Annotated in this window: 15 protein-coding genes; 5 read left to right on the forward strand and 10 right to left on the reverse strand. The window is 41.2% G+C overall.

The window, feature by feature from the left end:
• Positions 1 to 56: 56 nt before the first annotated feature.
• Together ABJD64_RS12440 and ABJD64_RS12445 are read right to left on the reverse strand one after the other, a co-directional pair.
• A complete protein-coding gene (locus ABJD64_RS12440; protein ID WP_348179207.1) occupies positions 57 to 1,307 on the reverse strand; it encodes a competence/damage-inducible protein A in 1,251 nt (416 codons plus the stop codon).
• Positions 1,308 to 1,513: 206 nt separating this feature from the next.
• Entirely contained in the window at positions 1,514 to 3,544 is a 2,031-nt protein-coding gene (locus ABJD64_RS12445) for an NADPH-dependent 2,4-dienoyl-CoA reductase (protein WP_348179208.1), read from the reverse strand.
• Between the two features lie 217 nt (positions 3,545 to 3,761).
• Between ABJD64_RS12445 and ABJD64_RS12450 the strand changes: the two genes are divergently transcribed.
• Complete coding sequence (locus ABJD64_RS12450) at positions 3,762 to 4,367, forward strand: YkgJ family cysteine cluster protein (RefSeq protein ID WP_348179209.1); 606 nt, start codon at positions 3,762 to 3,764, stop codon at positions 4,365 to 4,367.
• 2 nt (positions 4,368 to 4,369) lie between these two features.
• On the opposite strand, the gene ABJD64_RS12455 is transcribed toward ABJD64_RS12450, so the two are convergent.
• The gene (locus ABJD64_RS12455) at positions 4,370 to 4,897 is read right to left on the reverse strand and encodes a DinB family protein (protein WP_348179210.1); all 528 of its coding nucleotides are present in this window, start codon (positions 4,895 to 4,897) and stop codon (positions 4,370 to 4,372) included.
• A 56-nt stretch (positions 4,898 to 4,953) separates the two neighbouring features.
• Positions 4,954 to 6,021, reverse strand: coding sequence for a ribosome small subunit-dependent GTPase A (gene rsgA / locus ABJD64_RS12460; protein WP_348179211.1), 1,068 nt, complete (start codon positions 6,019 to 6,021; stop codon positions 4,954 to 4,956).
• 88 nt (positions 6,022 to 6,109) lie between these two features.
• Between rsgA and ABJD64_RS12465 the strand changes: the two genes are divergently transcribed.
• A complete protein-coding gene (locus ABJD64_RS12465; RefSeq protein WP_348179212.1) occupies positions 6,110 to 8,917 on the forward strand; it encodes a pitrilysin family protein in 2,808 nt (935 codons plus the stop codon).
• Positions 8,918 to 9,381: 464 nt separating this feature from the next.
• On the opposite strand, the gene ABJD64_RS12470 is transcribed toward ABJD64_RS12465, so the two are convergent.
• The 5 genes from ABJD64_RS12470 to ABJD64_RS12490 all read right to left on the reverse strand — a co-directional run bounded on the left by ABJD64_RS12470 (position 9,382) and on the right by ABJD64_RS12490 (position 17,109).
• Entirely contained in the window at positions 9,382 to 10,578 is a 1,197-nt protein-coding gene (locus ABJD64_RS12470; RefSeq protein ID WP_348179213.1) for a hypothetical protein, read from the reverse strand.
• 262 nt (positions 10,579 to 10,840) lie between these two features.
• Positions 10,841 to 13,978, reverse strand: coding sequence for a cytochrome c biogenesis protein CcsA (ccsA, locus tag ABJD64_RS12475; RefSeq protein WP_348179214.1), 3,138 nt, complete (start codon positions 13,976 to 13,978; stop codon positions 10,841 to 10,843).
• A 29-nt stretch (positions 13,979 to 14,007) separates the two neighbouring features.
• Complete coding sequence (nrfA, locus tag ABJD64_RS12480; protein WP_348179215.1) at positions 14,008 to 15,519, reverse strand: ammonia-forming cytochrome c nitrite reductase; 1,512 nt, start codon at positions 15,517 to 15,519, stop codon at positions 14,008 to 14,010.
• Positions 15,520 to 15,525: 6 nt separating this feature from the next.
• A complete protein-coding gene (nrfH, locus tag ABJD64_RS12485) occupies positions 15,526 to 16,113 on the reverse strand; it encodes a cytochrome c nitrite reductase small subunit (RefSeq protein WP_348179216.1) in 588 nt (195 codons plus the stop codon).
• Positions 16,114 to 16,224: 111 nt separating this feature from the next.
• Entirely contained in the window at positions 16,225 to 17,109 is an 885-nt protein-coding gene (locus tag ABJD64_RS12490) for a DMT family transporter (protein WP_348179217.1), read from the reverse strand.
• A gap of 220 nt (positions 17,110 to 17,329) precedes the next feature.
• Between ABJD64_RS12490 and ABJD64_RS12495 the strand changes: the two genes are divergently transcribed.
• The 3 genes from ABJD64_RS12495 to ABJD64_RS12505 all read left to right on the forward strand — a co-directional run bounded on the left by ABJD64_RS12495 (position 17,330) and on the right by ABJD64_RS12505 (position 21,682).
• On the forward strand, positions 17,330 to 18,943 hold the full coding sequence (locus tag ABJD64_RS12495; RefSeq protein ID WP_348179218.1) for a PAS domain S-box protein: 1,614 nt from the start codon (positions 17,330 to 17,332) through the stop codon (positions 18,941 to 18,943).
• Between the two features lie 27 nt (positions 18,944 to 18,970).
• Positions 18,971 to 20,341 carry a redoxin family protein gene (locus ABJD64_RS12500; protein ID WP_348179219.1) on the forward strand — a complete coding sequence of 457 codons (1,371 nt, stop codon included), beginning with the start codon at positions 18,971 to 18,973 and terminating at the stop codon, positions 20,339 to 20,341.
• A gap of 210 nt (positions 20,342 to 20,551) precedes the next feature.
• Positions 20,552 to 21,682, forward strand: coding sequence for a carboxypeptidase-like regulatory domain-containing protein (locus ABJD64_RS12505; protein WP_348179220.1), 1,131 nt, complete (start codon positions 20,552 to 20,554; stop codon positions 21,680 to 21,682).
• A gap of 75 nt (positions 21,683 to 21,757) precedes the next feature.
• Here ABJD64_RS12505 and dnaN read toward each other — a convergent pair whose 3' ends face one another.
• A complete protein-coding gene (gene dnaN, locus ABJD64_RS12510) occupies positions 21,758 to 22,885 on the reverse strand; it encodes a DNA polymerase III subunit beta (RefSeq protein ID WP_348179221.1) in 1,128 nt (375 codons plus the stop codon).
• Positions 22,886 to 22,963 lie beyond the last annotated feature (78 nt).

Below are 22,963 nucleotides of genomic sequence, written 5' to 3' on the forward strand. Positions count from 1 at the left end.
TTTCTTACAGTTTCGGGTATATTCAGCCGCTAAGTTACTTGATTTGAGGCTAAAAATCACTGTTTTTCAAGGGTTTGACGCAGGAAATTAAGGGCGTGAACGGCCGTGTATTCTATATTGAGAATCCTTGTTCCGGGTAACTGAATTTTTCGAGTTTCTACATTTTTACCAAAGGAAATTGCCATCCAAACTGTTCCTACAGGTTTTTCTTTGGTACCGCCATCCGGTCCGGCGATGCCAGTTGTTGAAATTCCTATGTCTGTTTTGAACTTTTTACGGATCCCAACGGCCATTTCTGAGGCAGTTTCCGCACTGACAGCACCGTGTGCTTCCAGCGTTTTTTCATCTACATCGAGTGCGCCCTTTTTTATGTCATTATGGTAGGAGATAATAGAACCCCAATAGTATTCTGAACTCCCTGGAACAGCCGTCAGGCGATGCGCCAAAAACCCTCCTGTGCAACTTTCAGCTGTAGCAATAGTCAACTCTCTGGATTTTAGCATTTCCCCTACGGCATCCTCTATCTGAATATCGCCAAACCCAAAAACGTATTTTTTTACCCTGGGCAAGATTTCCTCAATTTGCTTATCCATTTCAGCTTCGAGTTGCTCTCTATCAGCTCCTACTCCGGTCAGCCGAAGACGTACCTGACTTTTACCAGGTAGATAGGCCAAGCCAATATGCTCTGGTAGATTATCTTCCCAATCGCTGATTTCTTCAGCCAACCAGGACTCGCCGATGCCTATAGTCTTAATGACCTTATGTACGATTACGGGTAGTGGAAAATGTTTTTTAAGCTTGGGCAAGATAGTCTTAGCCATCATAGCCTCCATCTCAAAAGGCACGCCGGGCATAGATACCACGACTTTTCTACCCTTTTCGAACCACATCCCAGGTGCCGTACCGCGTTCGTTTTTTATTTTCTTACTCCCGACAGGTAGAAATGCTTGCTGCTTATTGATCTCGTTGACCTCTTTACCGAATCGGCTAAAGATATCCTGCACGTCTTCAAGGGCACTTGGGTTAAGTTCAAGTTCCATATCAAAATACTCTGCCAAGGTCTTTTTGGTAATGTCGTCTTTGGTTGGGCCTAATCCCCCGGTGATCAAAACAATATCGGAGCGTTTGAGGGACTCATCCAAGGCATCAAGAATATCCTGTTTTTTATCTGCAATCGCAGTTTTTCTACGAACCTTAATCCCTAAATCATCCAATTCTCTGCTTATCCATTTGGTATTGGTATCTAAAATTTGTCCGTACAATATCTCATCCCCAATGGTGAGTACTTCTGCAAAAATCTCTTTCATGTGTTTATAATTTCTCCTTACAGGCCACATCGGTCCGCCGAAGCAGGAACCTCCATGATTTGAATCATGCTCTCATGAGCTAGATTAGCTAGCCTGTCGGCTTCAAATTTTGAACACTCTTTGGCGTCGCTCGAAGATAATCGGATTCAAAGAGATTTGACACGTCGAAGGTGAAAAGATAAAGGGTAAGCGACGATAAAATTCAATTACAGCGCTGCTGCTAATCTGGTGGCTTGATCTATAGCTCGCTTGGCATCCAGTTCGGCTGCTACATCTGCCCCACCTACCTTGGTTACTTTTAGGCCTTTGGCTTGCAATTCATCGACCAACGAATTTTCAGATAGCTGACCCGCACAAAGAATCACATGATCGACATCGAGTATTTTTTTCTCCTTGCCTCCGATGGTAATATGTAATCCTTCATCGTCAATTTTATCATAGGTGACATGAGTGAGCATTTTTACTTGCTTATGCTTCAGTGTCGTACGGTGAATCCACCCGGTAGTCTTTCCCAGTCTTGCGCCCATTTTGCTATCAGATCGTTGCAATATGATAATTTCCCTTCTGGCTTTAGGCATTTCAGGTGCAATCAGGCCTCCTCTTTTTTCATTCTTTATATCTACTCCCCATTCGTGCATGAAGTCTTCAATATTCAAACTTGGGCTTTCTCCTTCCTGGCTTAGATATTCTGCCACATCAAAACCAATTCCACCGGCTCCAATAATTGCTACTTTGTCTCCTACTGCTATTTCATCTTTGAGTACGTCAATATAAGAAAGCACTTTTGAATGCTCCTGTCCTTCAATTCCCGGATTTCGTGGGGTTACGCCAGTGGCCACTATCACTTCGTCATATCCGCCTTCCGCCAACTGCTCGGCGTCTACTCTGGTATTTAATTGAAGGCTCACACCAGTCAATTCAATCCGCCTGCCAAAATATCTCAAGGTCTCGTAGAATTCCTCCTTACCAGGAATTTTCTTGGCCATATTGAATTGTCCTCCAATTTCACTTGCAGCGTCGAAAAGAGTTACCTGATGCCCACGCTCCGCAGCTATTGTAGAAAATGATAAACCTGCCGGCCCTGCTCCCACCACTGCTATTTTCTTCTTTTGACTTGCTGGCAGGTAGTTCAACTCGGTTTCTTTACAAGCCCGTGGGTTGACCAAGCAAGTAGACAATTTGTTTTTGAATACGTGATCCAAACAAGCCTGATTACACCCAATGCATGTATTGATTTCGTCTTCCCTCCCTTGTTCTGATTTTAAAATCAAGTCAGCGTCCGCTAGAAAAGGCCTCGCCATAGACACCATGTCAGCGTGTCCGTCGGCCAGGATTTGTTCGGCCACCTCTGGTTTATTTATTCTGTTGGTGGTAATCAAAGGAATATTGACCTCTCCTTTCATTTTTTTTGTCACCCAAGTAAAAGCTCCTCTAGGCACCATAGTGGCAATCGTAGGAATTCGTGCTTCGTGCCAACCAATACCGGTATTAATGATAGTGGCTCCAGCCTTTTCAATTTCTTTGGCCAACTGTACAACTTCTATCCAGTCACTTCCTTGCGGAATCAAGTCTAACATGGACAGACGATAGATGATGATAAAATCATCTCCAACGGCTTTTCGAACGGCTTTGACAATCTCTATAGGAAAACGCATTCGGTTTTCGTAGCTTCCTCCCCAGCGATCAGTACGTTTATTGGTATGCTGTGCGATGAATTGATTGATCAAATACCCTTCTGAACCCATAACTTCGACCCCATCGTATCCAGCCTCCTTCGCTAGCGCTGCACATCTGGCAAAATCACTGATAGTGGTTTGAATCCCGCGTTCTGATAGGCCGAAGGGCTTAAAAGGTGAAATGGGAGATTTAATGGCAGACGGTGCCACATTGATCGGGTGATATCCATATCGTCCTGCATGTAATATTTGCATGCATATCTTACCCCCATGCTCATGTACACGATCTGCTACGATCTGATGTTGTCTGGCATGACTGCTCTTTGTCATTCTCGCTGAAAAAGGCGCTACCCAGCCCTGGCGATTAGGAGATACGCCGCCTGTCACAATGAGCCCAACTCCGCCTCTAGCCCTTTCACCAAAATATGTTGCCATACGCTCAAATCCATTCTTGGTTTCTTCAAGTCCAGTATGCATTGAGCCCATCAAGGCCCTATTTTTTAAAGTTGTAAATCCGAGATCTAATGGTTCGAAGAGATGTGGATACTTAGCGTGCGCCATGTTGTCTGAAATTGTTTATTGCTGAACCTTAATTTTAGTCCGAATTCTTGAATAAAGGAAGAGAATTTCAATTTATTATGCATGCATAACATATGCTTGTGAGATTATGTTTATTGAATAAAAAGAAAGAAAATCCACTCCAAGACACATTTCTTCTCAGCTATTTGTCAAAAATCAGTTTCCTTACTTTTCGCACTGTAGCTTTACCTAAAATTCAATGTCCATCATACGCAAGGTCAAGTCAGTTGAACAATTATTTGGTAAGCTTGAACTGGAAATTAGTGACTTTAAATCCCGAACGAGTCTTCATTGCCTCTCCGGTTGTGGAAAGTGCTGCACCAAACCGGATATCGAAGCCTCTCCACTGGAATTTTTACCCTGGGCCTTTCATCTATTTTTGAATGGAAAAATTGAAGATGTTCTTGAAGAATTGAACAAAAAAGCTGATCCGATCTGTCATGTGTACCTGCCGCTCTCTCTAAATAACAATGGCAGTGGAAAGTGTGGAGATTATCATCATCGCGGATTGATTTGTCGACTTTTTGGGTATGCTGCCAGCAAAGACAAGCAAGGAAAGACGCAATTAGCCACATGCAAAATCATCAAAGAGGACCAATCGGAAAGTTATAAGCAAGCAACACTTGCCATCGATAATGATCTGTATATTCCTGTCTTCTCAGATTACTATATGCATCTCGCACAAATTGATTTTCGACTAGGCAACATCATACTTCCTATCAATAAAGCTTTGATCATGGCCATAGAGGAAGTTTTGCAGTATTACGCATACCGACCATTCCCTAAGGGTTTTAATGCAGCCTAATGTCAATTTTGATTTAGTATGCCCAAATACTTAACCCATGGCCCTACCTCGGTCTTGTATTGGTACGCCATAACTCTGGATATTTGAGAGAAATGATTGAGATCGTGAACCACCCATGTTGAAAGTAATTGACGAGTTGTGACTTCTCCAAATTCGGGGTGGATACCTTTTCGGTCTAATTGCTCTTCGTTGAGTTGTTTGGATTTTAGTATCTCCAGATTGTTGTCCCTCAACTCACCAAACTCTTTCAACAAATCGTCCAGCGACTTTCCTTTGCTATCCCCGAATTGTGCAAACCGGTCGAACACCTTGAATCTTCTGTCTCCACTTGTAGACAAAATGATTTCAAGCCGTGGTATCCAGTCCGTCTTTTCGCCATGAATGATATGACCAAGCACGTCATATACGCTCCAGGTGTCTCCTCCTTCATTTTTAGAAGTCCAGTCCTCGGAAAGACCACCAATCATTGTTTGCAAGGTAGAAGGAGTCTTTTTTAGAATTTCCAGTGATTTATTTAGGTCGAATGTCATTTTGAGTTACTTAATAGGTTTCGTCTATCATATACGGAGCCATCAGGCTTGACGCTTCAATACTTATTCTGCTTTCGGGCTTTTTTGAACTGTTTTATCATTTTACCCAGGTTCTTATCACGCTTTTTCTTCTCCTCCTGATTGGCTTCGAAATGCATTTTTTCTTTATACATTTTGAGGTAATTGTCGTAAGCATTTTGTTCTAGTTCTCCATTAGCGAGTGCTTCGAGAATGGCACAGCCTTCTTCATGCAAATGAGTACAATCTTTGTATTTGCAGTCTGCTGACAAAGCCACTATTTCATCAAAAGTCATATCCAATCCGCCAGAAGCATCGGCAATTCCGACTTCCCGCATGCCGGGATTATCAATCAGAATACCTCCACCATCCAATGCAACAAGCTCTCGATGACTGGTAACGTGCTTGCCCCTGTCAATACTTTCACTAATGGCACCGGTCTTCATTTGTTCTTGTCCCGATAGATAATTGAGCAAGGTAGATTTTCCCACGCCAGAAGACCCAAGGAGACAGTAAGTTTTCCCCGATTCTACGCGTTCAATGACCTGGTCATACCCGTTCTCTTCCTGATTGCTCACGGTAAGAATTGGAATATCCTTGATTCTGCTGTTGATCTGTGTCAAGATGGTCCCCAATTCTTCCTCACCAATCAAATCAATCTTGCTAAGAATAATGATGGGTCGAATTTTAGCCGAATGGCAAATCGTAAGATATCGGTCTAATCGATTGATGCTAAAGTCTCTATTAACCGACTGTACGATCAATCCAAAATCTATATTGGTGGCTATGACCTGCTTTTCTCCCTTTTTGTCCACCGCCTGTCGAGCCATGATAGAATACCGTGGATAAATCGCATGAATTAGCGCTTTGTCTTCGTCATAGGGTGTAATTGCCACCCAGTCTCCCACTGCCGGAAAATCTTCTCTACTCTCCGCCGTAAATCTCAGATTGCCCAGCAATTCGGCGTCATATACATCCTCAGCAGTCTTAACCGTATAACGCTCACGATGTTCGGCAATCACGCGGCCAGTTTCAAAGGACTCCAACTCATGTGCAGCACCATATGCTTTCATTTCTCCTGTAAAACCAAGGTTCTTTATATCCATTCCTCTATTCATTTTGCCATTCTGATAATAACCAGGACTGATTCCAATAATTGATTTAATTTCATGGTTTTAAAACACCCAAATACTTATGCTATCAAAAATCACTTCCTTCCTTACTATTCTTATTTTGTTTGCCTGTCAGCAAGAATCTTACGAAACCCAACCACAACTAGATGTAAATTATGAAAAATTTGTACTGGAAAATGGGCTGAATGTCATTTTCCATATTGATAAGTCTGACCCGGTAGTCGCGGTTTCTATTACCGCGCACGTAGGATCGGCTCGAGAAAAAGAAGGCAGAACAGGATTTGCTCACCTCTTTGAGCACCTTCTCTTTTTAGAATCGGAAAACCTTGGTAAAGGTGGGCTCGACCAAATGAGTGCCAGGATAGGTGGATCAGGAGCTAACGGCAGCACCAACCGTGACCGTACCAATTACTATCAGACTGTTCCTAAAAATGCTTTAGAAAAAATGATCTGGGCCGAAGCGGATAAGCTTGGTTGGTTTATAAATACAGTAACCGATCCCGTACTTGCCAAAGAAAAACAGGTAGTCAAAAATGAAAAACGCCAGCGTGTTGACAATCAACCCTATGGTCATGTATACTATGTCGCCAACAAAAACCTGTATCCTTCTAGTCATCCCTACAATTGGCAGGTAATTGGTTCATTGGAAGACTTACAAAATGCCACCTTGAATGATGTCAAGGAATTCTACAATAAATGGTACACCCCGAATAATGTCACCCTTGTTATATCAGGAGATTTCGATACAAATCAAGCCAAGGCCTGTGTGAAAAAGTATTTTGACGAAATACCTGCTGGAGCTGCTATTGACCCCATTACTCCGATGCCCGCCCAACTAGACAGCACTGTTAAAGTGTATCATGAAGACAATTTTGCCAATTTACCAGATCTGACAATGATATGGCCAACTGTAGAGGTCTACCACCCGGACAGCTATCCCCTCGCTTATCTGGCTCAATATTTATCTCAAGGTAAAAGCGCACCACTGTATCAAGTATTAGTCGAGGACAAAAACCTCACTTCTGATGTGCGCATGTATGATTACAATGCTGAATTAGCCGGTGAAATGTACCTGAACGTAAGGGCTTTTGATCAGGTGGATTTAGATTCCATACTTAATGCTATTAAAACCGGACTTGCCAGATTTGAAAGTGATGGCATTTCTGATCAAGACCTACTAAGAATCAAGGCACAACAGGAAGCTGAATTTTACAGAGGTATTTCAAGTGTGGTGGCGAAAAGCTTTAACCTGGCGCAATATAATATCTTCGCAAATGATCCCGGATTTATCACCAAAGATCTGGAACAAGTACTCCAGGTGAGTAAAGCGGACATCATGAGAGTTTATGAAAAATATATCAAAGGCAAACCTTTTGTAGCAGCCAGCTTTGTACCCAAAGGCCAGTTATCACTTGCTTTGGAAAACTCTAAACAGGCCGAGGTGGTAGAGGAAACGATCACACAAGGTGCAGAGGAAGAATTTGATGCCTCAATAGTAGCTGAATATGAAAAAACACCATCAAGTTTCGATAGAAGTCAAGAACCTCCATATGGAGCCGATCCCAGCGTGAGCCCTCCTCAAGTCTGGGAAGTTCAATTGACCAATGGACTTTCCATCTATGGCATAGAAAACAATGAAGTCCCAATCGTTGATTTTAATCTTGTGATAGCTGGTGGTCAAACACTAGAAAGCACAGACAAGCTAGGTGTGTCCAATCTGGTAGCCGGAATGATGACCAAAGGAACACAGTACAAAACGCCTCAACAACTCGAACAGGCCATAGAGCAAATCGGCGCAACCATTGATATCTATGCAGAAAAAGAAAACATCCGAATCTCAGGCACTGCACTGGCCAAAAATTTTAGTCAAACCATCGCTCTTGTAGAAGAGATTTTAGTATCTCCGAGGTGGGATGAAAAAGAATTGGCTCTATTTAAAAATGAAGTATCTAGCTGGATTCAACAAGACGCTGCTTCACCTGGGCGAGTAGCACAGAACACGTTTGATTCATTGCTCTATGGAGCTGAGCATATCTTATCTAACAATCTTCTGGGGACTATTGAATCTATCGATAAGCTGACCATGAGTGATCTCAAATCCTACTACCAAAAAGTTTCACCTTCTATAACCCGCATGCATATCGTTGGAGCTATCAACCAAACGGCAGTTATGAAAGCCACTGAATCCTTAACCAATACATGGGCAAGCAAACAGGTGACACTCCCAAATTTGCCTGGTCAAAAAAGACCAGAAGACGCTCAATTATACTTTTATGACTTTCCAAATGCCAAACAGTCTCACCTCCGTATTGGTTATCCTGCTATTTCTTCTGTTGATTCGGATTATTATCCTGCCACTGTCATGAACTATATTCTGGGAGGCGCCGGTTTTGCTTCCAGGCTCACACAAGAATTGCGTGAAGCAAAAGGGTATACTTATCGCGTTTGGTCTTACTTCGCTGGCGGAATAGACAATGGGCCATTTGTGATTGGAAGTAGTGTGAGAACTAATGTTACTCTTGAGTCAGTTCAACTAATCAAACAAATTTTGAACGAATACGGTGCCACTTACAGTAATAATGATCTTGAAACAACTCAAAGTTCGTTAATCAAAGGTAACGCACGTGCGTTCGAAACGGCCAGAGCCAAACTCCTTATGCTCGAAAACATCAGTACCTACAACTGGCCAGTGAATTACATCACTGATCAAGAGGCAGTCATCAGGAATATGACTATAGAGCAAATTCAAGGCCTAGCCAATAACTATCTAAATAGCGATCAAATGATTTGGCTGGTGGTAGGAGATGCTAAAACACAATTACCAAGGCTGAGCGCTTTAGGTTTCGGTGAGCCTATTTTGATCAATTGAGAGAAATAAAACCTATGAGAAGTTGAACCTGGCTTGAAATGAAATGGTAAGCTCTAACATGCGCATTGTGTAAAACATGTGAATATTACGTGGGAAAGTTGAGGATAAGAGATAGGCAAAATTATTGCACAAAGGTGTTATAAATTCTACCTTAGAATTACCAAATGAGAGAAAAAAGTCAGTCGAAAGACAATCTCGGAGAAGGGAAGATTTAAGGAGATACGTCGAATTAAATCGAAGTTCAAAGAGGTTTTAATTAGAAGGTTTGATTTCGGTCGATCTGGAAAATTAAAAGGCTTTCTACAGTAGTTTGGCGGTGTACACCAACTTCGGTCGATGTACATTGAAGAGGGTGCCGAATTCTTCGTGATTTCTGCACCCTTTTTGTTTGTCAGGCTTTTGATGCAAAGCATCCGCACAATTAATGGAGCTTTCAAAATGGATCAAAGTTCCACATTACCATGCTACCTTTTTTTTAGTTCTGCATTCTCAGACTTCAATTGTTGGAGTTCTTCATCTATTCGTATCATATGAAGCGTCAACTCCTCAATTTTCTTCAAAAGCCTCATGTTCATCTCACCCACGTCCACCCCATTGGTCTCCATCTCCTTAGCAGAAGGGATCTCCGGAAGATGCTTGTTAGTCGATATATATTGCTTAGTTTCTTGAAGTGTTAGAAGTTCATAATTATCTTCAAACACATAATCCGGGCCATTGACGATCTCAACTTTTACCTCTTCACTTCTAATTCTACCATCTACTGTTAGCTTATCGCTAGGATTGACACCAATTCCAACATTACCGTTTGCCTTCACCACAAAAGCCATTTTGTTCACTACAGGATTAACTTGTAAGGTTTCAGGCACTCTGATATAGAAGCCATCATTCTGATCATTGCCTTGAATATCAACAACAACATGAGCATGAACCGGCCCCTTTATCTGCATCCCAGAGGTGCTACCCGGTACTTCTGCGAGTGCGGAGGTAAATTCTGAAATAGTCAACCCTGAGTCGTCGCTATCTCCAAATCTAACACTGCCATTCACATCAAGTAGATAAGAAGGCGCTCCAGTACCAATTCCTACGTATCCTGAATTGAAATAGCTGAATCCATCAGACTGCAGCAATATTTTTTGGTTACCACTCACATCACGAATATAGATTCTTCCATTAGAAAGTTCTCCACCTGTGATTAAATGTTGTTTTGCTCTTATATTTCCATGGACATCAAGGGTATATGCTGGAGTAGAGGTACCTATCCCTACGTTAGCATTGGATAAATTAATAAAGTTGGTGGGATAAGAGCTTCTTCTCATTATATCGATATGAGGTCCGTTTATATTACCAGGTCCGGTAGCAGTATTCACATCAATTGAAAGTGTCGCATCATTACTTGATGTATTACTTTGCATATAGATTGATCCTCCTACCACATTCTCACCCGATAATCTTTCTCTTGAAAAGTTTATAGCACCGTATTGCGAGCCATCACTTTGAATCTTAATAACAGCATCAGCCACATCAGAATTAATATGTAACAATTCTTCAGGAGAAGCCGCACCCGTACCAATTCCGACATTTCCGGAATTCCCGATAGTATTTTGACTTAATGCGGATATTGAAATACCTAGCATTAAAATTGAAAAATTTATTCTTTTCATAGTTAGTATGGTTAGAAACATAAATTGAAATAATCGCACAATTCTCAAAGTTTAGTCGTCGTTGAATTCAGTAAATATAAGTTAAGCTCAGCGCCTTTGCCGAATCAATATATCAAAGGGTTTAGTCCGATGCTAAATAATGACATCCTGCCCTCGAACTTACGTTAATGTTTATGAACTACGAAACCATAGAGATCTCAAACTAAAAGTAGGACCTCCAGAATAATTGCTAGCTATTAGCAACTATTTCAAATAAACACGACTAAACCGCTTTCGTCTTATACCTTTTCTGTGCAAAGTATGCCCAGGCACAGACTGAAAGAATAATAGCTACCGTCCAATACACAAAAGTTGGGATGGGCAGCGGATCACCTTTGGCATAGGAGTGCAAGCCAGACAAATAGTAGTTGACCCCAAAAGATGTCATAATAATAGAAAAGAATGCTATCACGCTTGCGACGTTGAAGATGTATCTGTCGTTCATTTTAGGTACTAACCTCAAATGAAGTACCACAGCATAAACGATCACCGAAATCAAAGCCCATGTTTCTTTCGGATCCCAGCCCCAGTATCTGCCCCAGGACTCGTTGGCCCAGACTCCTCCAAGAAAGGTGCCAACGGCCAGTAGAAACACACCTATAGTCATAGACATCTCATTTATGTAGGTCATCTCTTTAATGCTGATGTCAATTTTTATATTCTTCTTCTTGTCGACTATCATAAAAATTAAAGTCATCAAACCAAGTAGGGCAGATAGCCCAAGTGGAGCATAACTACTTACGATGATCGCGACGTGAATTTTAAGCCAGTAAGATTTGAGTACGGGCACCAGATTGGTAATCTCAGGATTGAGCCAATCGAGAAAGGCCACAAATAACAGTGTTCCGGCAAACAGTGCTCCGAGTGGAACCACAAAGTTCGATTTCTTGTAGAAGACAAAAGCAAAGAAAAGCAAACCCCACCCTACCAAAATAATCATCTCATAACCGTTGCTCCATGGGGCATGACCGGAGGCATACCAGCGCAACCCCAGGTTAAACGTCAATGCCAGGAAGCCAATAAACACCAAAGCCGTCAGTATTTTATTCGAAATGTTGATTGCCTTGGATTCAGATTTAAAAATTTGCAATATCGAGACGGCCAAAAGTGACAAGCCCGTCAACCAAAGAAAAGAAAAAAGATGATTGAACATCTTCAATTTGTTATACAGTAATTCTGCCTTGATAATGCCAGCATCCGGAATTACGGCTGCTCCTTTGATTTCCTGATACTTCCTGACATAACCCAATGTCTCATCTGCCTGAGACCACTCTTTTTCACGAAGTGAACCCATGATACTTTGATAATACATAGGCATTATTTTCCTGACAAACATCGAATCTTCGCCAACAAATTCCGGCCCTTCAAATTTGTCACTAAACCAGGTGTTGGCCGGATCACCTTCTTTTGGAAAGATCTTGAGGTAATTACCAGTAAGTCCCTGAAAGAAGACATTGAAACGCTCATCCACCTTGATCAACTCTTTGTCGAAGGCATTCTGAACTGCAGGTTTTTTGCGACTGGCCGCGTCTACCATATCGGCTAACAAATAATTTCCTTCCTTGTCCAAAAAGTCGATGAAAGAATAATACTTGTCCTCTTTCTTTCCAATGACTTCCATAATTTCCTTTCCGCCATTTGGGTCTACTTTGATAACAGGCACCTGCTGCCAAATCAACGGGTTAACATGCAGCATCAAAAACACCTGATTACTGTTCAATTTGGTGGTATAATCACTGGCACTTACTTTGAAGGAAGAACGACCATGTACCTTCCTTAAGAACTCTGAGCCCAAGGTGTTGATAGGCTTAATTCGACCATCCATATCTTGAACAAGCAGCTCACCAAATTCCTCAGCATGTGCTTTGCTTATCTCGTTTCTCAACAGAGACTGAGCATAATCAAATTTGCTATGGCCTTCCTGAGCCTGAGATATACTCCAGCTCGTGACCAATAATAAAAGGGTCGCTGCTACTTTTTTAGCTTTTAGCTGATTCAATTTTTTATTGATTGTTTGGAACCTGGAATACTTACCAAATAATGTCAGCAACATTCCCAAGGTCATGAGTGTATAGCCAAGGTAAGAAATATTAGTTCCCCAAAAATCCTGATTGACAGACAAAACCGTCCCGAGGGCATCATTGTCGTAAGAAGCCTGAAAAAACCTATATCCTCTATGGTCCAACACATTGTTCATATAAATACGATAAGGAAAAGAAGAGTCCTCATCTATAACGGTGACCTCACTGGCAAACGATGATGGGCTGGTAGAGCCTGGATATCTGTCTAACTGAAAGTCTCTTAATTCAATAGAAAATGGAATCTCAATGGGTTTGGGACCATAACTGATATCTACATGATAATCTCCTACTTCCAAATGCTGCTTTTCACTAAAATTACCATCGAATGAACTAAGCAGTATTTCCTGGTTTCTGCCTTCAGATTCGATCTTAACGAACAGCAGGTCTTCCAGCATCCTGCCTTTTTCCTGATCCTTTGCAGGTAGGTAAACAATAGCACTCTTTTGATAAACTTCAGGAATCACAAACTGGGTGCTTTCTCCCCTATAAAGTGCCCTCGTTTTTAATGGCATCAAAGAATCGGCTGGTAACATCCCCGCATTTTGTGTGGCCATAACCATGAAGTTCATCTCGAAAGGTGACTGAATGTAAAGTTCCTCTCCTTTGCTGAAAATATTAATAGCACCCTCTACAGGTCGGTCAAAAGTAACCGGATAATTATTGATTAATAAAGCACCGCCAGATGCGAGATATAGATTCTCTCTTCCCTGCTGCGAAGTGGTCACCAACTTCAAAACAGTAGTTCCTGTTTCTGATTCAATTACCTGTTGCTCTGCCTGAGGCACAAAAGCTTTGGGTTCAATGTTAATCTCATCGTTAGCACCCATGGTTACTGACAAATTGGGTTGTTTGAATATGGATAGGTTGAGTTTCTTTTCGAAGTGTTCCACTTCTTCTCCTTTTTTTACATCAACCATGAGGTAGCGATCCTGCGACACGATTTTGTTGGCGGAGTCTCCTTCCCGAATGTGCATCAACCCTTCAAAACTGGCGTATCGAGTAATGAAAGCCCCGATCAGGATAACAATAAATGCTACATGAAAAGTAAGGACAGCCAGTTTCTCTTTTCTAAAAAGCTTGTATCGCCAGATGTTTCCAGCAAAATTCACAGCCAATAGTCCCATGATAACTTCAAACCACCATGCCTTGTAGATGATAGAAAGTACAGCTTGCGTACCAAAGTCATTTTCCAAAAAAGTGGCGTAAGCCATAGTGAAGGCATAAATCGCCAACAACACTGTAGTCAACTTGTTTGAAAACAGTGGTTTTAAAAATTTCAACAACATTTTATATGATTCCTCTCCTCAATTCAATCGTTTAATGAAACTGTTTTTACGCCCATTTTGCTTTCCCGCTGCTTCGCTTCTTCCAGCCATTGAGGAATTATGTTCTCTTTGAAATAATCTTTTTCTTTTTCCAATTTGTCCATATCCAAACCAATGTACTCCTGCGCTTTAGCTTTCGTAGAAATATCAGGAAGTTCAACGAGCTCATTATACCCAAGGGACGACAGCAACCTGGCCAGCTTCAGACGTCCGTTTTGAGCAATATGAATGGCTGATGCCACTATCCTACTCACTTCTACCGGCGCATGAAACGATCCGCCGTGTGAAGCAACTGCATAGTCCCATCGCCATTGTGCATGCCTGACATCCATAAGGATGTCCTCCATGGCTTCTTGTGAGGCGCCGAGTTCCCATGCCTTTCCAGCTTCTACGTGCAAAAGTACTAACTGTTGTTCAAGCACTTCGACATTGGATTTTATTTTTTTCTGCCTTTCGTACACATCCCCTACCAAATCTTCTTTGTCTTGACGGTGGCAAACCTGACATGAGTTGGTCACATTGTCCAAAGGAGAACGAATATGGTGATCTGTAAACTTCTGGCCACCTTCTGTCTTGTACGGCATATGGCAATCTGCACAAGACACACCCCGTTTGGCATGTATTCCCGTTTGATATAACTCATAACCCGGATGCTGCGCCTTGAGCATAGGAGCCTTACTGATCTTATGTGTCCAATCGGCAAAGTCCATTTCGTCGTAGTACTTCTCCGCGTCTTCTACAGAGAGCCCGTTTTTCCACGGAAATACCAGATATGGAATACCCTCTTTTCCCGGAATCTTCTTGTTGAAGTAGTATTCTACATGACATTGAGCACAAACCAGAGAACGCATTTCCTGATGAGAGGCCTGATTGACATCTTTACCCATAGATTCAAAAGCCTCAACCAGCGCAGGACGTGTAATTCTCAAACTCATGGTTTTAGGATTATGGCAATCTGCACACCCTATGGCATTGTTTACCTGTGTCCCTTTATCAAACCACTTACCCTTGTAAAATTCGTCAATACCCATCTCGTTCATCAATCGCGGAATATCAGGGCTTTTGCAAGTCCAGCAGGTAGCTGGCATAGGCCCCTGACCAGATTCTGTGGGGCCTCCGGTTCTCAACGAGTTCTGAAGATCTTCCACTGCGTACTGATGACCTCTTGGTGAATTATAATCTTTCGAAAACCCATACCCTGCCCATAAGACCACAAGGTTTGGATCTTTGTCCAGCATATCCGTCTGATTGTTCCCATTTTGGTAGCTTACGAAGGACGTATCAACCGTTTGCAGAAAGGACTGGTACTGTCTTGGGAAATTTTCTCCCCAGATGTTGTTTCGGGGTTCATTCTCTCCAACCACAACTTGGGGAGCATAGGCAAATTTAGATTCTGCCTTTCGGTTCATGATGCTGTTGGCTAGCATGCTCAGTAAAAAGGCTACCGCTGCAGTAGCAAGAAACAGGATCCAGAGACGTTTTTTCGGTTTAGACATAGTCAGTTATTTTTTCAATTGATCTTTTATCCATTGCGGAACAAATTCTTTTTGTTGCTGATTGATTGGCATAGGATCTAGTTGGTATCCCACAGATGACAAGCTCCTTACCCGACCATGAGGTGTCTCTCTATGGCATTCCCAACAGGTTCTATCCAGCCGACTTTCTTTATGACTTGCCACCCAACTAATCATTTTGGCGTCGGTAACCTGACCCTGATGACATCTTATACAGTTATTCTGAACTACCTTCTTGCTGGGTTCTCTCATGGTAATAGCTTGTGGCTCCAATCTCAAGGTATAGACCGAAGCGTGGTACAATCCATCTTTAGCTTTGAAATAGTACTTGTTAAGTACATTGTCATGGGGTACATGGCAATCATTGCAAGTAGCTACATTTCTATGGGAACTGTGATTCCAGGTAATGTATTCGGTAGTCATCACATGGCAGTTGATACAGGTCTTTGGATCATCAGACAAATAGGAGGTAGCCTGCGATAAATGGAGTATGTAAAAACCCAGACCAACGATCATCCCGACTAGAACCGTTACAGGCAATAGCCATTCGTCAGGTGGGGTTATTTTTTTTAGCATAAGAAATCTGCGCTGATCTTATTTTGAATAAAGATAATACCATTCAACTAAAGACCATGTACTAAAAATATGAGAAATATCATATCCCGTGTTTAATACAAGAGATTTCAATTAGTCCTTTTTAGACACAAAAAATACACCCACCAATACAAGAATGGTTCCTATCCACTGCAACCAATGAATTTGCTCACCAAGAAAGTAATTGGCTAATAGTATAGTAGAGATCGGTCCAAAACTTGCCACAATTGCGAAGCTCGGTGCACCGATCATTTTAATAGACAATGAAACCAGATATGACGGGATAACGGTTGACAAAATTGCCATCGCCAATCCTAAAATGTAGACTTCTGCAGGGTAGTTAGTTAGATCGAAATCTCCTACAGAAGCATAATGAATCAAAACACAAATGCACGACACGATCATGGCATATGAGGTAAACACGGTAGCTCCAATCTTAGGAATTAACCAACCACTACCTGCAATGTAGGATGCATAGGTAATGGCACTTAGTAAGATCATTCCTCCACCAATCAACAACCCCTCACCATCCAGGGTAAGTTCTAGAGAGAAAGTCAGTACAATTCCAAAATAGGTCAATCCCATTGCAATCAGCTGCCTCCGGCTTATTTGCTTTTTGAGGAATATTCTTGAGATCAATAATACAATCGTTGGGTATATAAAAAGTATGATGCGCTCAAGACTAGCTTTGATATAAAGAAGCCCCATGAAGTCAAATAGGCTTGCCAGATAGTAACCCACAACTCCCAAACCCAAAATCCACCAATAAACTTTAGGTGTCATTGCAGTTTTATCCTTTGGTCTTTTGATCACAGCAATAATCAAATACAAAGGCAACGCAAACAACATCCTTAAGAGAAGGAGCGAAACAGCATCAATTGGATAGCCATAGGCCAGTTTGACCATTACTGCTTTGGCAGAAAAGAGTATAACACCTAACAGGGCAAGTATCACACCCAGCACTCTATTTTTTCCCATTCTTTATAAAGGATATAATCATGTGCGAAGCTAGAATTTTTATTCTTTAAGGTGGTTGTTAAAGCGATGAAAAAAATATTTCATCTTTAAAGTCTGATTATCAAACAGTTAGCAATAAAACATTCAAGTTTCATTTAAAGTTTTTTTCGAATGTTTGGCTGTCAGTACCATTTGATATAGATTAGGCTTGAGAAAGAAAAGGTTATTAAATAAATGCGAAATGTACATCCACCTGTACCGATTTCGCAGAGTAGCATTTATGGAGATACAAAGTACTGTGAGTGCGCTTCTGGGTATGATAATACTCGGCAGTGGAGTGTACTCGATTTATCAAGGCGCATGGAACCGCCGATTCAAACAGCGAATACCACCTAACAAAAAATTACTTCAGGAGAACAAAAACCTGCGGTTTATGCTTAGGCAGGCGCAGCAAGAAGTGAAAATCGGCAGTTGGGAATGGAACACTCAAACCAATGAAATATTTTGGTCCGATGAGATGTATGCTATTTTCGAACTCCCTCAGGAAAATGGCCCGGACATAGACAGCCTCCGCCAGTTGATTTTTGATGAAGATCGTGGCATGTTTGACCAATCGATGAGAGACCACCTGAGCGGCAAAGCAGTTCGCAGGATGGAGTATAGAATACGAACTACTTCTGGAAACATCAAATACATCGCAGCGACTGGCCGAGCCATTTTTGACAAAGACAAAAAACCTAATAGTCTATTCGGAACAGCTCAGGATATTACCACTCAAAAAGAGATTTCAAAGTCACTATTTCAAGAAAAGAAAAAATATCACCTACTGGCCGACAGTTTGCCTGTTGCCATTTTTAGGTCAAATGTGAAGGGAGAGCTGTTGTTCGTAAATCAGGCCATGGTCGAAATGTTTGGTTTTGAGTCTGAAGAAGAACTACTTCAACAAAATTGTTTTGCGCTGTACAACAATCCTGTTGATCGGGAAAAGTTACTTGATGAATTGAACGAAAGTGGCAAGCTCACAGATTACCAAACATCTTTTCAGCGCAGAGATGGAAGCACTTTTACTGGTGAACAAAATTCACTCATTGAAGGCAACGAGTTGCACGGGATTGTTCAAGATATTACTGAAAGGGTCGAAAACGAGAAAGAGAAGTCCAACCTGATCGAAAAACTCAAGGGACAGAACAAGGACTTAGAGGAATTTGCATTTATCATCTCGCATAATCTACGTAGTCCATTGGCTAATGTGATGGGCCTAACGAAAATTTTTGATAAGTCCTCCGTGACGTCGGACAACCTTGAGATCTTAAACCTAATAGAGCAAAGTACGGTAAACCTTGATTTAATTATCAAGGACCTTAATCAAACGCTGACAGTAAGAGATGGTGAAAAAAAGCTGAGGGAGGTTATCAACGTGGATCAGATGACTCAGGAGATAGTAGCCAACTTTCAACGTGTACTAAAGGACAATAATATTTGTGTTGAATTGAATATTGCGCCCGAAGCACATATAAAATCTGTCCCTGAGTTTATTAAAAACATACTTCTGTACTTGGTCGACAATGCAATTAAATTCAGAAGAGATGATATGCAACCTAAGGTAAAAATAAGCTTCAACGAATGCGATTCTTGTTATCAACTTTCTGTTCATGATAACGGAATTGGTATTGATTTAGAGGCAGATGAGAAACGACTTTTTCTCATTTATGAAAAACTGGATGGGAAAATGGAAGGTCGTGGATTGGGACTGTACCTGGTCAAAAATCACGTAAACGCATTGAACGGTAAAATCACGGTGAAGAGTGCCCCTAACCAAGGTTCCGAATTTATCGTTGAGCTTCCGAAAGAATAATTATCTTGCTATAAAAACAACATTACCATGTCAGTCAAACTCAAAATACTCTCAATCATAACGATTGTTCTTTTCACTATTTCTTGTCAACCTACTGCGCAGATTGATTATGCGCTCATTTCCGGTAAGGTAACCAATGCAAAAGGAATAAGTTATGTCACTGTGAAAGGCGATGATTTTTCATACGATATAGACTTAAATTCTGATGGCACTTTCTCGGATACCTTGCGCATCCAACGAGGCTACTATCGTTTTTTCTCCGGCAGAGAGAGAACCGGTCTATTTCTGGACCAGGGATATGATTTGAATTTGGAAATCGATCAATCGCAATTCGATGAGACACTTACATTCACCAGTGACGGAAAAGGAACCAAAATAAATAACTACTTAGCAAATAAGGCCCGTCTCGATGAAAAGCTAACAGTTGACTTCCAGACACTATTTTCGAAAGAAGAAACTCCATTTATTGAAACTTTGTCAGACTGGAAAAGTAAAATGAGTGAATTACTAAAATCAGCTGAGATCAATGACACTCAATTTGCGAAAGTGGAATCGAGAAGTGTCACATATGAATATTTAACTCAATTCGCCAACTACGAATATTATCACCAATACGCAACTAAGAACTCATCTTACAAAGCTCCGGAAGAGTTCAAACAATATCTTGCTGACATCGATTTAAACAACGAAGAAGACTTCAACTCCCTAGGAAGTTATAAAAGTCTACTTCAAAGCTATTTTGGAGCCATGATTGAACGTGGAGAAGTCAAGGAAGCATTTGCAGCTATCAAGGGCATTGAATCTTCCGTCATCAAAATGGGATTGGTTCCTGATTATATCTATAAGGTTCAGCCTGGCAATGAACATGCAGAAGCTATATATCAAGGTATCATTTCGATTACCTCAGACTCAGCTACAGTAGCCAGCTTAACTGAGAAAATAGAAAAAATCAGAAAGCTTCAAACAGGTATGTCCTCTGCTCCTTTCGCCTATCAGAATATCGATGGAGAAACGGTATCTCTTGCCGATCTGAAAGGCAAGTATATCTACGTTGATGTTTGGGCTACCTGGTGCGGGCCTTGCCTCAGAGAAATTCCAGCTCTCAAGCAATTGGAAACAGACTATCATGAAGCTCCGGTCGAATTTGTAAGCATTTCTATAGATGCCATAAAAGACTTTCAGAAATGGCAGGAGATGGTTGCTGAAAAAGAACTCAAAGGCGTACAACTTTTCGCAGATAATAGTTGGCAATCTGATTTTGTGAAAGCTTATGCCATAGATGGGATTCCCCGATTCATAGTGATAGATCCTGAAGGTAAAATAATTGACCCGAATGCTCCACGTCCTTCCGACCCTGAAATTAGGGTACTATTCGAGGGCCTGGAGGCACAATCTTAGGATTTTAACAATTTTTAGACCTATTTGGACTATTGAAAGAAGCATTTTTCGCTTTTTCGACGAATAAGTACGATCTGAATGATCAATAGATATTATTAATAGTATTATTTTATCTAACTTACGCATTCCGTTGACCAGCAATGGATTGGTATTATTCTAATAATCAGCTCAGAAAGAATATAATTATTCATTAATTAGAGTGAGAATACCATGAAGCAATTGGTTCTTTTATGCGTAGCATCTATGATTGGCTACGTCAGTCAAGCCCACCTTTCCGATCTAAAAGAAGGTACTTCACTGAAAGTATCAGGGAAAGTTATTGATCAAAAAACGAATCAACCGCTCCCATTCGCCAATATCATTTATAACAATACAGGAACTACCACTAACCTTGAAGGTGAATTTGTATTTCAAGTCAACTATGATAAGACTGAAAATCTAATACAAGTGAAATTCATTGGCTATGAGACTGCCATCATACCATTGGCAGATGACAATACAAACTTAGCGGTGGTTATGACTCCTAAAACCGAAATGCTGGAAGAAGTAGTTGTAATGACAGCAGATCAGGTCTTGCTTGATGTAAACACTTATCATCAAATCAACTACGAGTTTTCAGACCAACTGCTATCCTCCTACTACAAAGAAACCCTAAGTACCAATAAGGATTGCATCTATCTGGCAGAGGGTATTTTCGACATCTACTACCCAACTGTTTACAGCAAAGAAAAGGCAACAATACATGCTCGTAAGACCCGTAAAAAGACTTTTGCATCACTCGACACTATGTCTATGCCTCTCATTCATGGTCATGCTACAGATATGATCAATGGGGTGACTCGTCGTGACGACAGCTTTGTTAAAGCCGATATGCTCGACAATTACACCTTTACCAAAGAAGGGCTTACCTGGTATGATGGGAAAGAGGTCTTCCAAATCCACTTTGAACCTGGCAACAAAAAAGCCGACTGTCGAGGCACAATATTCATTGATTCGAAGTCAAAGGCCATTATTAAAGTGGAGTACGAGCCATTGCTGGATGGGCAAAATTTTTGGAAAAAGGTAAAATGGACAGAAGAATATAAAGAAGTAAACAGCAGTTGGTATATCCATCGTGTTTCCTATTTAGGTGAATGGGATCAGCACGGAGAGGCGGTGACCTTTGAGGCACTATTGGTTGTCACTGATTTTGAATCTATTGATACTAAGCCTCAATTATCAGAGGCACTAACAAAAAATGATGTTTTCTTCAATCAGGCTTCCTCATTCTCAGAAAGCTTTTGGGAGGAGTTCAACTACATTAAACTCAGTACTAAAGAAAAACAGGCATTGGGCTATTAACTAGCCTTATTTTCGGATTATAAAAAAAGCCATGATATCCACCATGGCTTTTTGTTTTATATTTTAGAAGAATCCTTAGGCCGAATAGTTGCTCAGCATGACTGGCATAACCAGCATCAGTAAGTCTTCATTGTCATCCTTGTCGACAGGGAAAATCAAACCTGCTTTGTTAGGCTCTGAGAACTTCATTGATACCTGAGTAGAATCAATATTGGCTAACATTTCGATTAAGAACTTACCGTTAAAACCAATCTCTATATCAGCACCATTGTGGTCGCAAGACAATCGCTCGTTGGCCTCATTGGAGAAATCCAAGTCTTCAGAAGAAATCACCAACTCACTGCCAGTTATTTTTAATCTCACTTGATGGGTCGTCTTGTTGGCATAAATTGCAATTCTCTTCAACGATCCAAGTAATTCAGTCCTGTCAATGATCATTTCATTCTCATTTCCGGCAGGAATTACATTTTCATAGTCAGGAAACCTTTCGTCAATCAATCGACATACCATATGAATGCCGTCAAACTTGAAAAATGCATTGGCTACATTGTATTGCACATTTACATTGGTATTACTACCAGGTAGTGTCGATTTCAAAAGAGTCAAAGCCTTTCTTGGAATGATCATGGCTGCCCCATTGTCTGAAGCAATGTCTACTCTTCTGTATCTGATTAATCGATGTCCGTCCGTTGCCACAAAGGTGGTGTTTGTCTCGGACAAATTCAGATATACACCTGTCATCGCCGGGCGTAGTTCATCGCTACTTGTAGCCAGAATGGTATTGTTAATGGCATTGCCTAAAACGTCAGATGAGATATTTACATCATTGCCGTCGGATACACTTGGTACTTTAGGGAAGTCTGTGGCATTTTCGCCAGCCAGTTTGTATCGTCCGTTGTCGGAATTGATCTCGATGCTGTAGGTTTCTTCGTCGATACTAAAAGTCACCGGTTGCTCTGGTAAATTTCTTAGTGTCTCCAATAATATTTTTGAAGGGACGGCAATATTGCCGTTTTCCTTAGCTTCAACTTCCAGCTCAGTGATCATGGAAGTCTGCAAGTCTGATGCGGTTATGGTCAGTTTACCATCATTGATTTCAAACAGGAAATTTTCCAAAATTGGAACCACCGGGTTGGTTGTGATTACACCATTGATGGCGGACAACTGTTTGAGAAGGTATGTGGAAGAAACTATAAATTTCATTCGCTAGTCTATATTTAAGATTGTAGATTCAAAAAACTTGGTGAGGTAAGAGCTACCCCAATTTGGAGCCAAAGTTAA

It is taken from the genome of Reichenbachiella sp., from assembly GCF_039944555.1.
GTDB lineage: Bacteria > Bacteroidota > Bacteroidia > Cytophagales > Cyclobacteriaceae > Reichenbachiella.

Excerpts from the sequence above, each read along its gene's own strand:
- ABJD64_RS12440 (WP_348179207.1), bottom strand. The coding sequence starts at position 1,307 with ATGAAAGAGATTTTTGCAGAAGTACTCACCATTGGGGATGAGATATTG.
- ABJD64_RS12445 (WP_348179208.1), bottom strand. The coding sequence starts at position 3,544 with ATGGCGCACGCTAAGTATCCACATCTCTTCGAACCATTAGATCTCGGA.
- ABJD64_RS12450 (WP_348179209.1), top strand. The coding sequence starts at position 3,762 with ATGTCCATCATACGCAAGGTCAAGTCAGTTGAACAATTATTTGGTAAG.
- ABJD64_RS12455 (WP_348179210.1), bottom strand. The coding sequence starts at position 4,897 with ATGACATTCGACCTAAATAAATCACTGGAAATTCTAAAAAAGACTCCT.
- rsgA (WP_348179211.1), bottom strand. The coding sequence starts at position 6,021 with ATGGATATAAAGAACCTTGGTTTTACAGGAGAAATGAAAGCATATGGT.
- ABJD64_RS12465 (WP_348179212.1), top strand. The coding sequence starts at position 6,110 with ATGCTATCAAAAATCACTTCCTTCCTTACTATTCTTATTTTGTTTGCC.
- ABJD64_RS12470 (WP_348179213.1), bottom strand. The coding sequence starts at position 10,578 with ATGAAAAGAATAAATTTTTCAATTTTAATGCTAGGTATTTCAATATCC.
- nrfA (WP_348179215.1), bottom strand. The coding sequence starts at position 15,519 with ATGTCTAAACCGAAAAAACGTCTCTGGATCCTGTTTCTTGCTACTGCA.
- nrfH (WP_348179216.1), bottom strand. The coding sequence starts at position 16,113 with ATGCTAAAAAAAATAACCCCACCTGACGAATGGCTATTGCCTGTAACG.
- ABJD64_RS12490 (WP_348179217.1), bottom strand. The coding sequence starts at position 17,109 with ATGGGAAAAAATAGAGTGCTGGGTGTGATACTTGCCCTGTTAGGTGTT.
- ABJD64_RS12495 (WP_348179218.1), top strand. The coding sequence starts at position 17,330 with ATGTACATCCACCTGTACCGATTTCGCAGAGTAGCATTTATGGAGATA.
- ABJD64_RS12500 (WP_348179219.1), top strand. The coding sequence starts at position 18,971 with ATGTCAGTCAAACTCAAAATACTCTCAATCATAACGATTGTTCTTTTC.
- ABJD64_RS12505 (WP_348179220.1), top strand. The coding sequence starts at position 20,552 with ATGAAGCAATTGGTTCTTTTATGCGTAGCATCTATGATTGGCTACGTC.
- dnaN (WP_348179221.1), bottom strand. The coding sequence starts at position 22,885 with ATGAAATTTATAGTTTCTTCCACATACCTTCTCAAACAGTTGTCCGCC.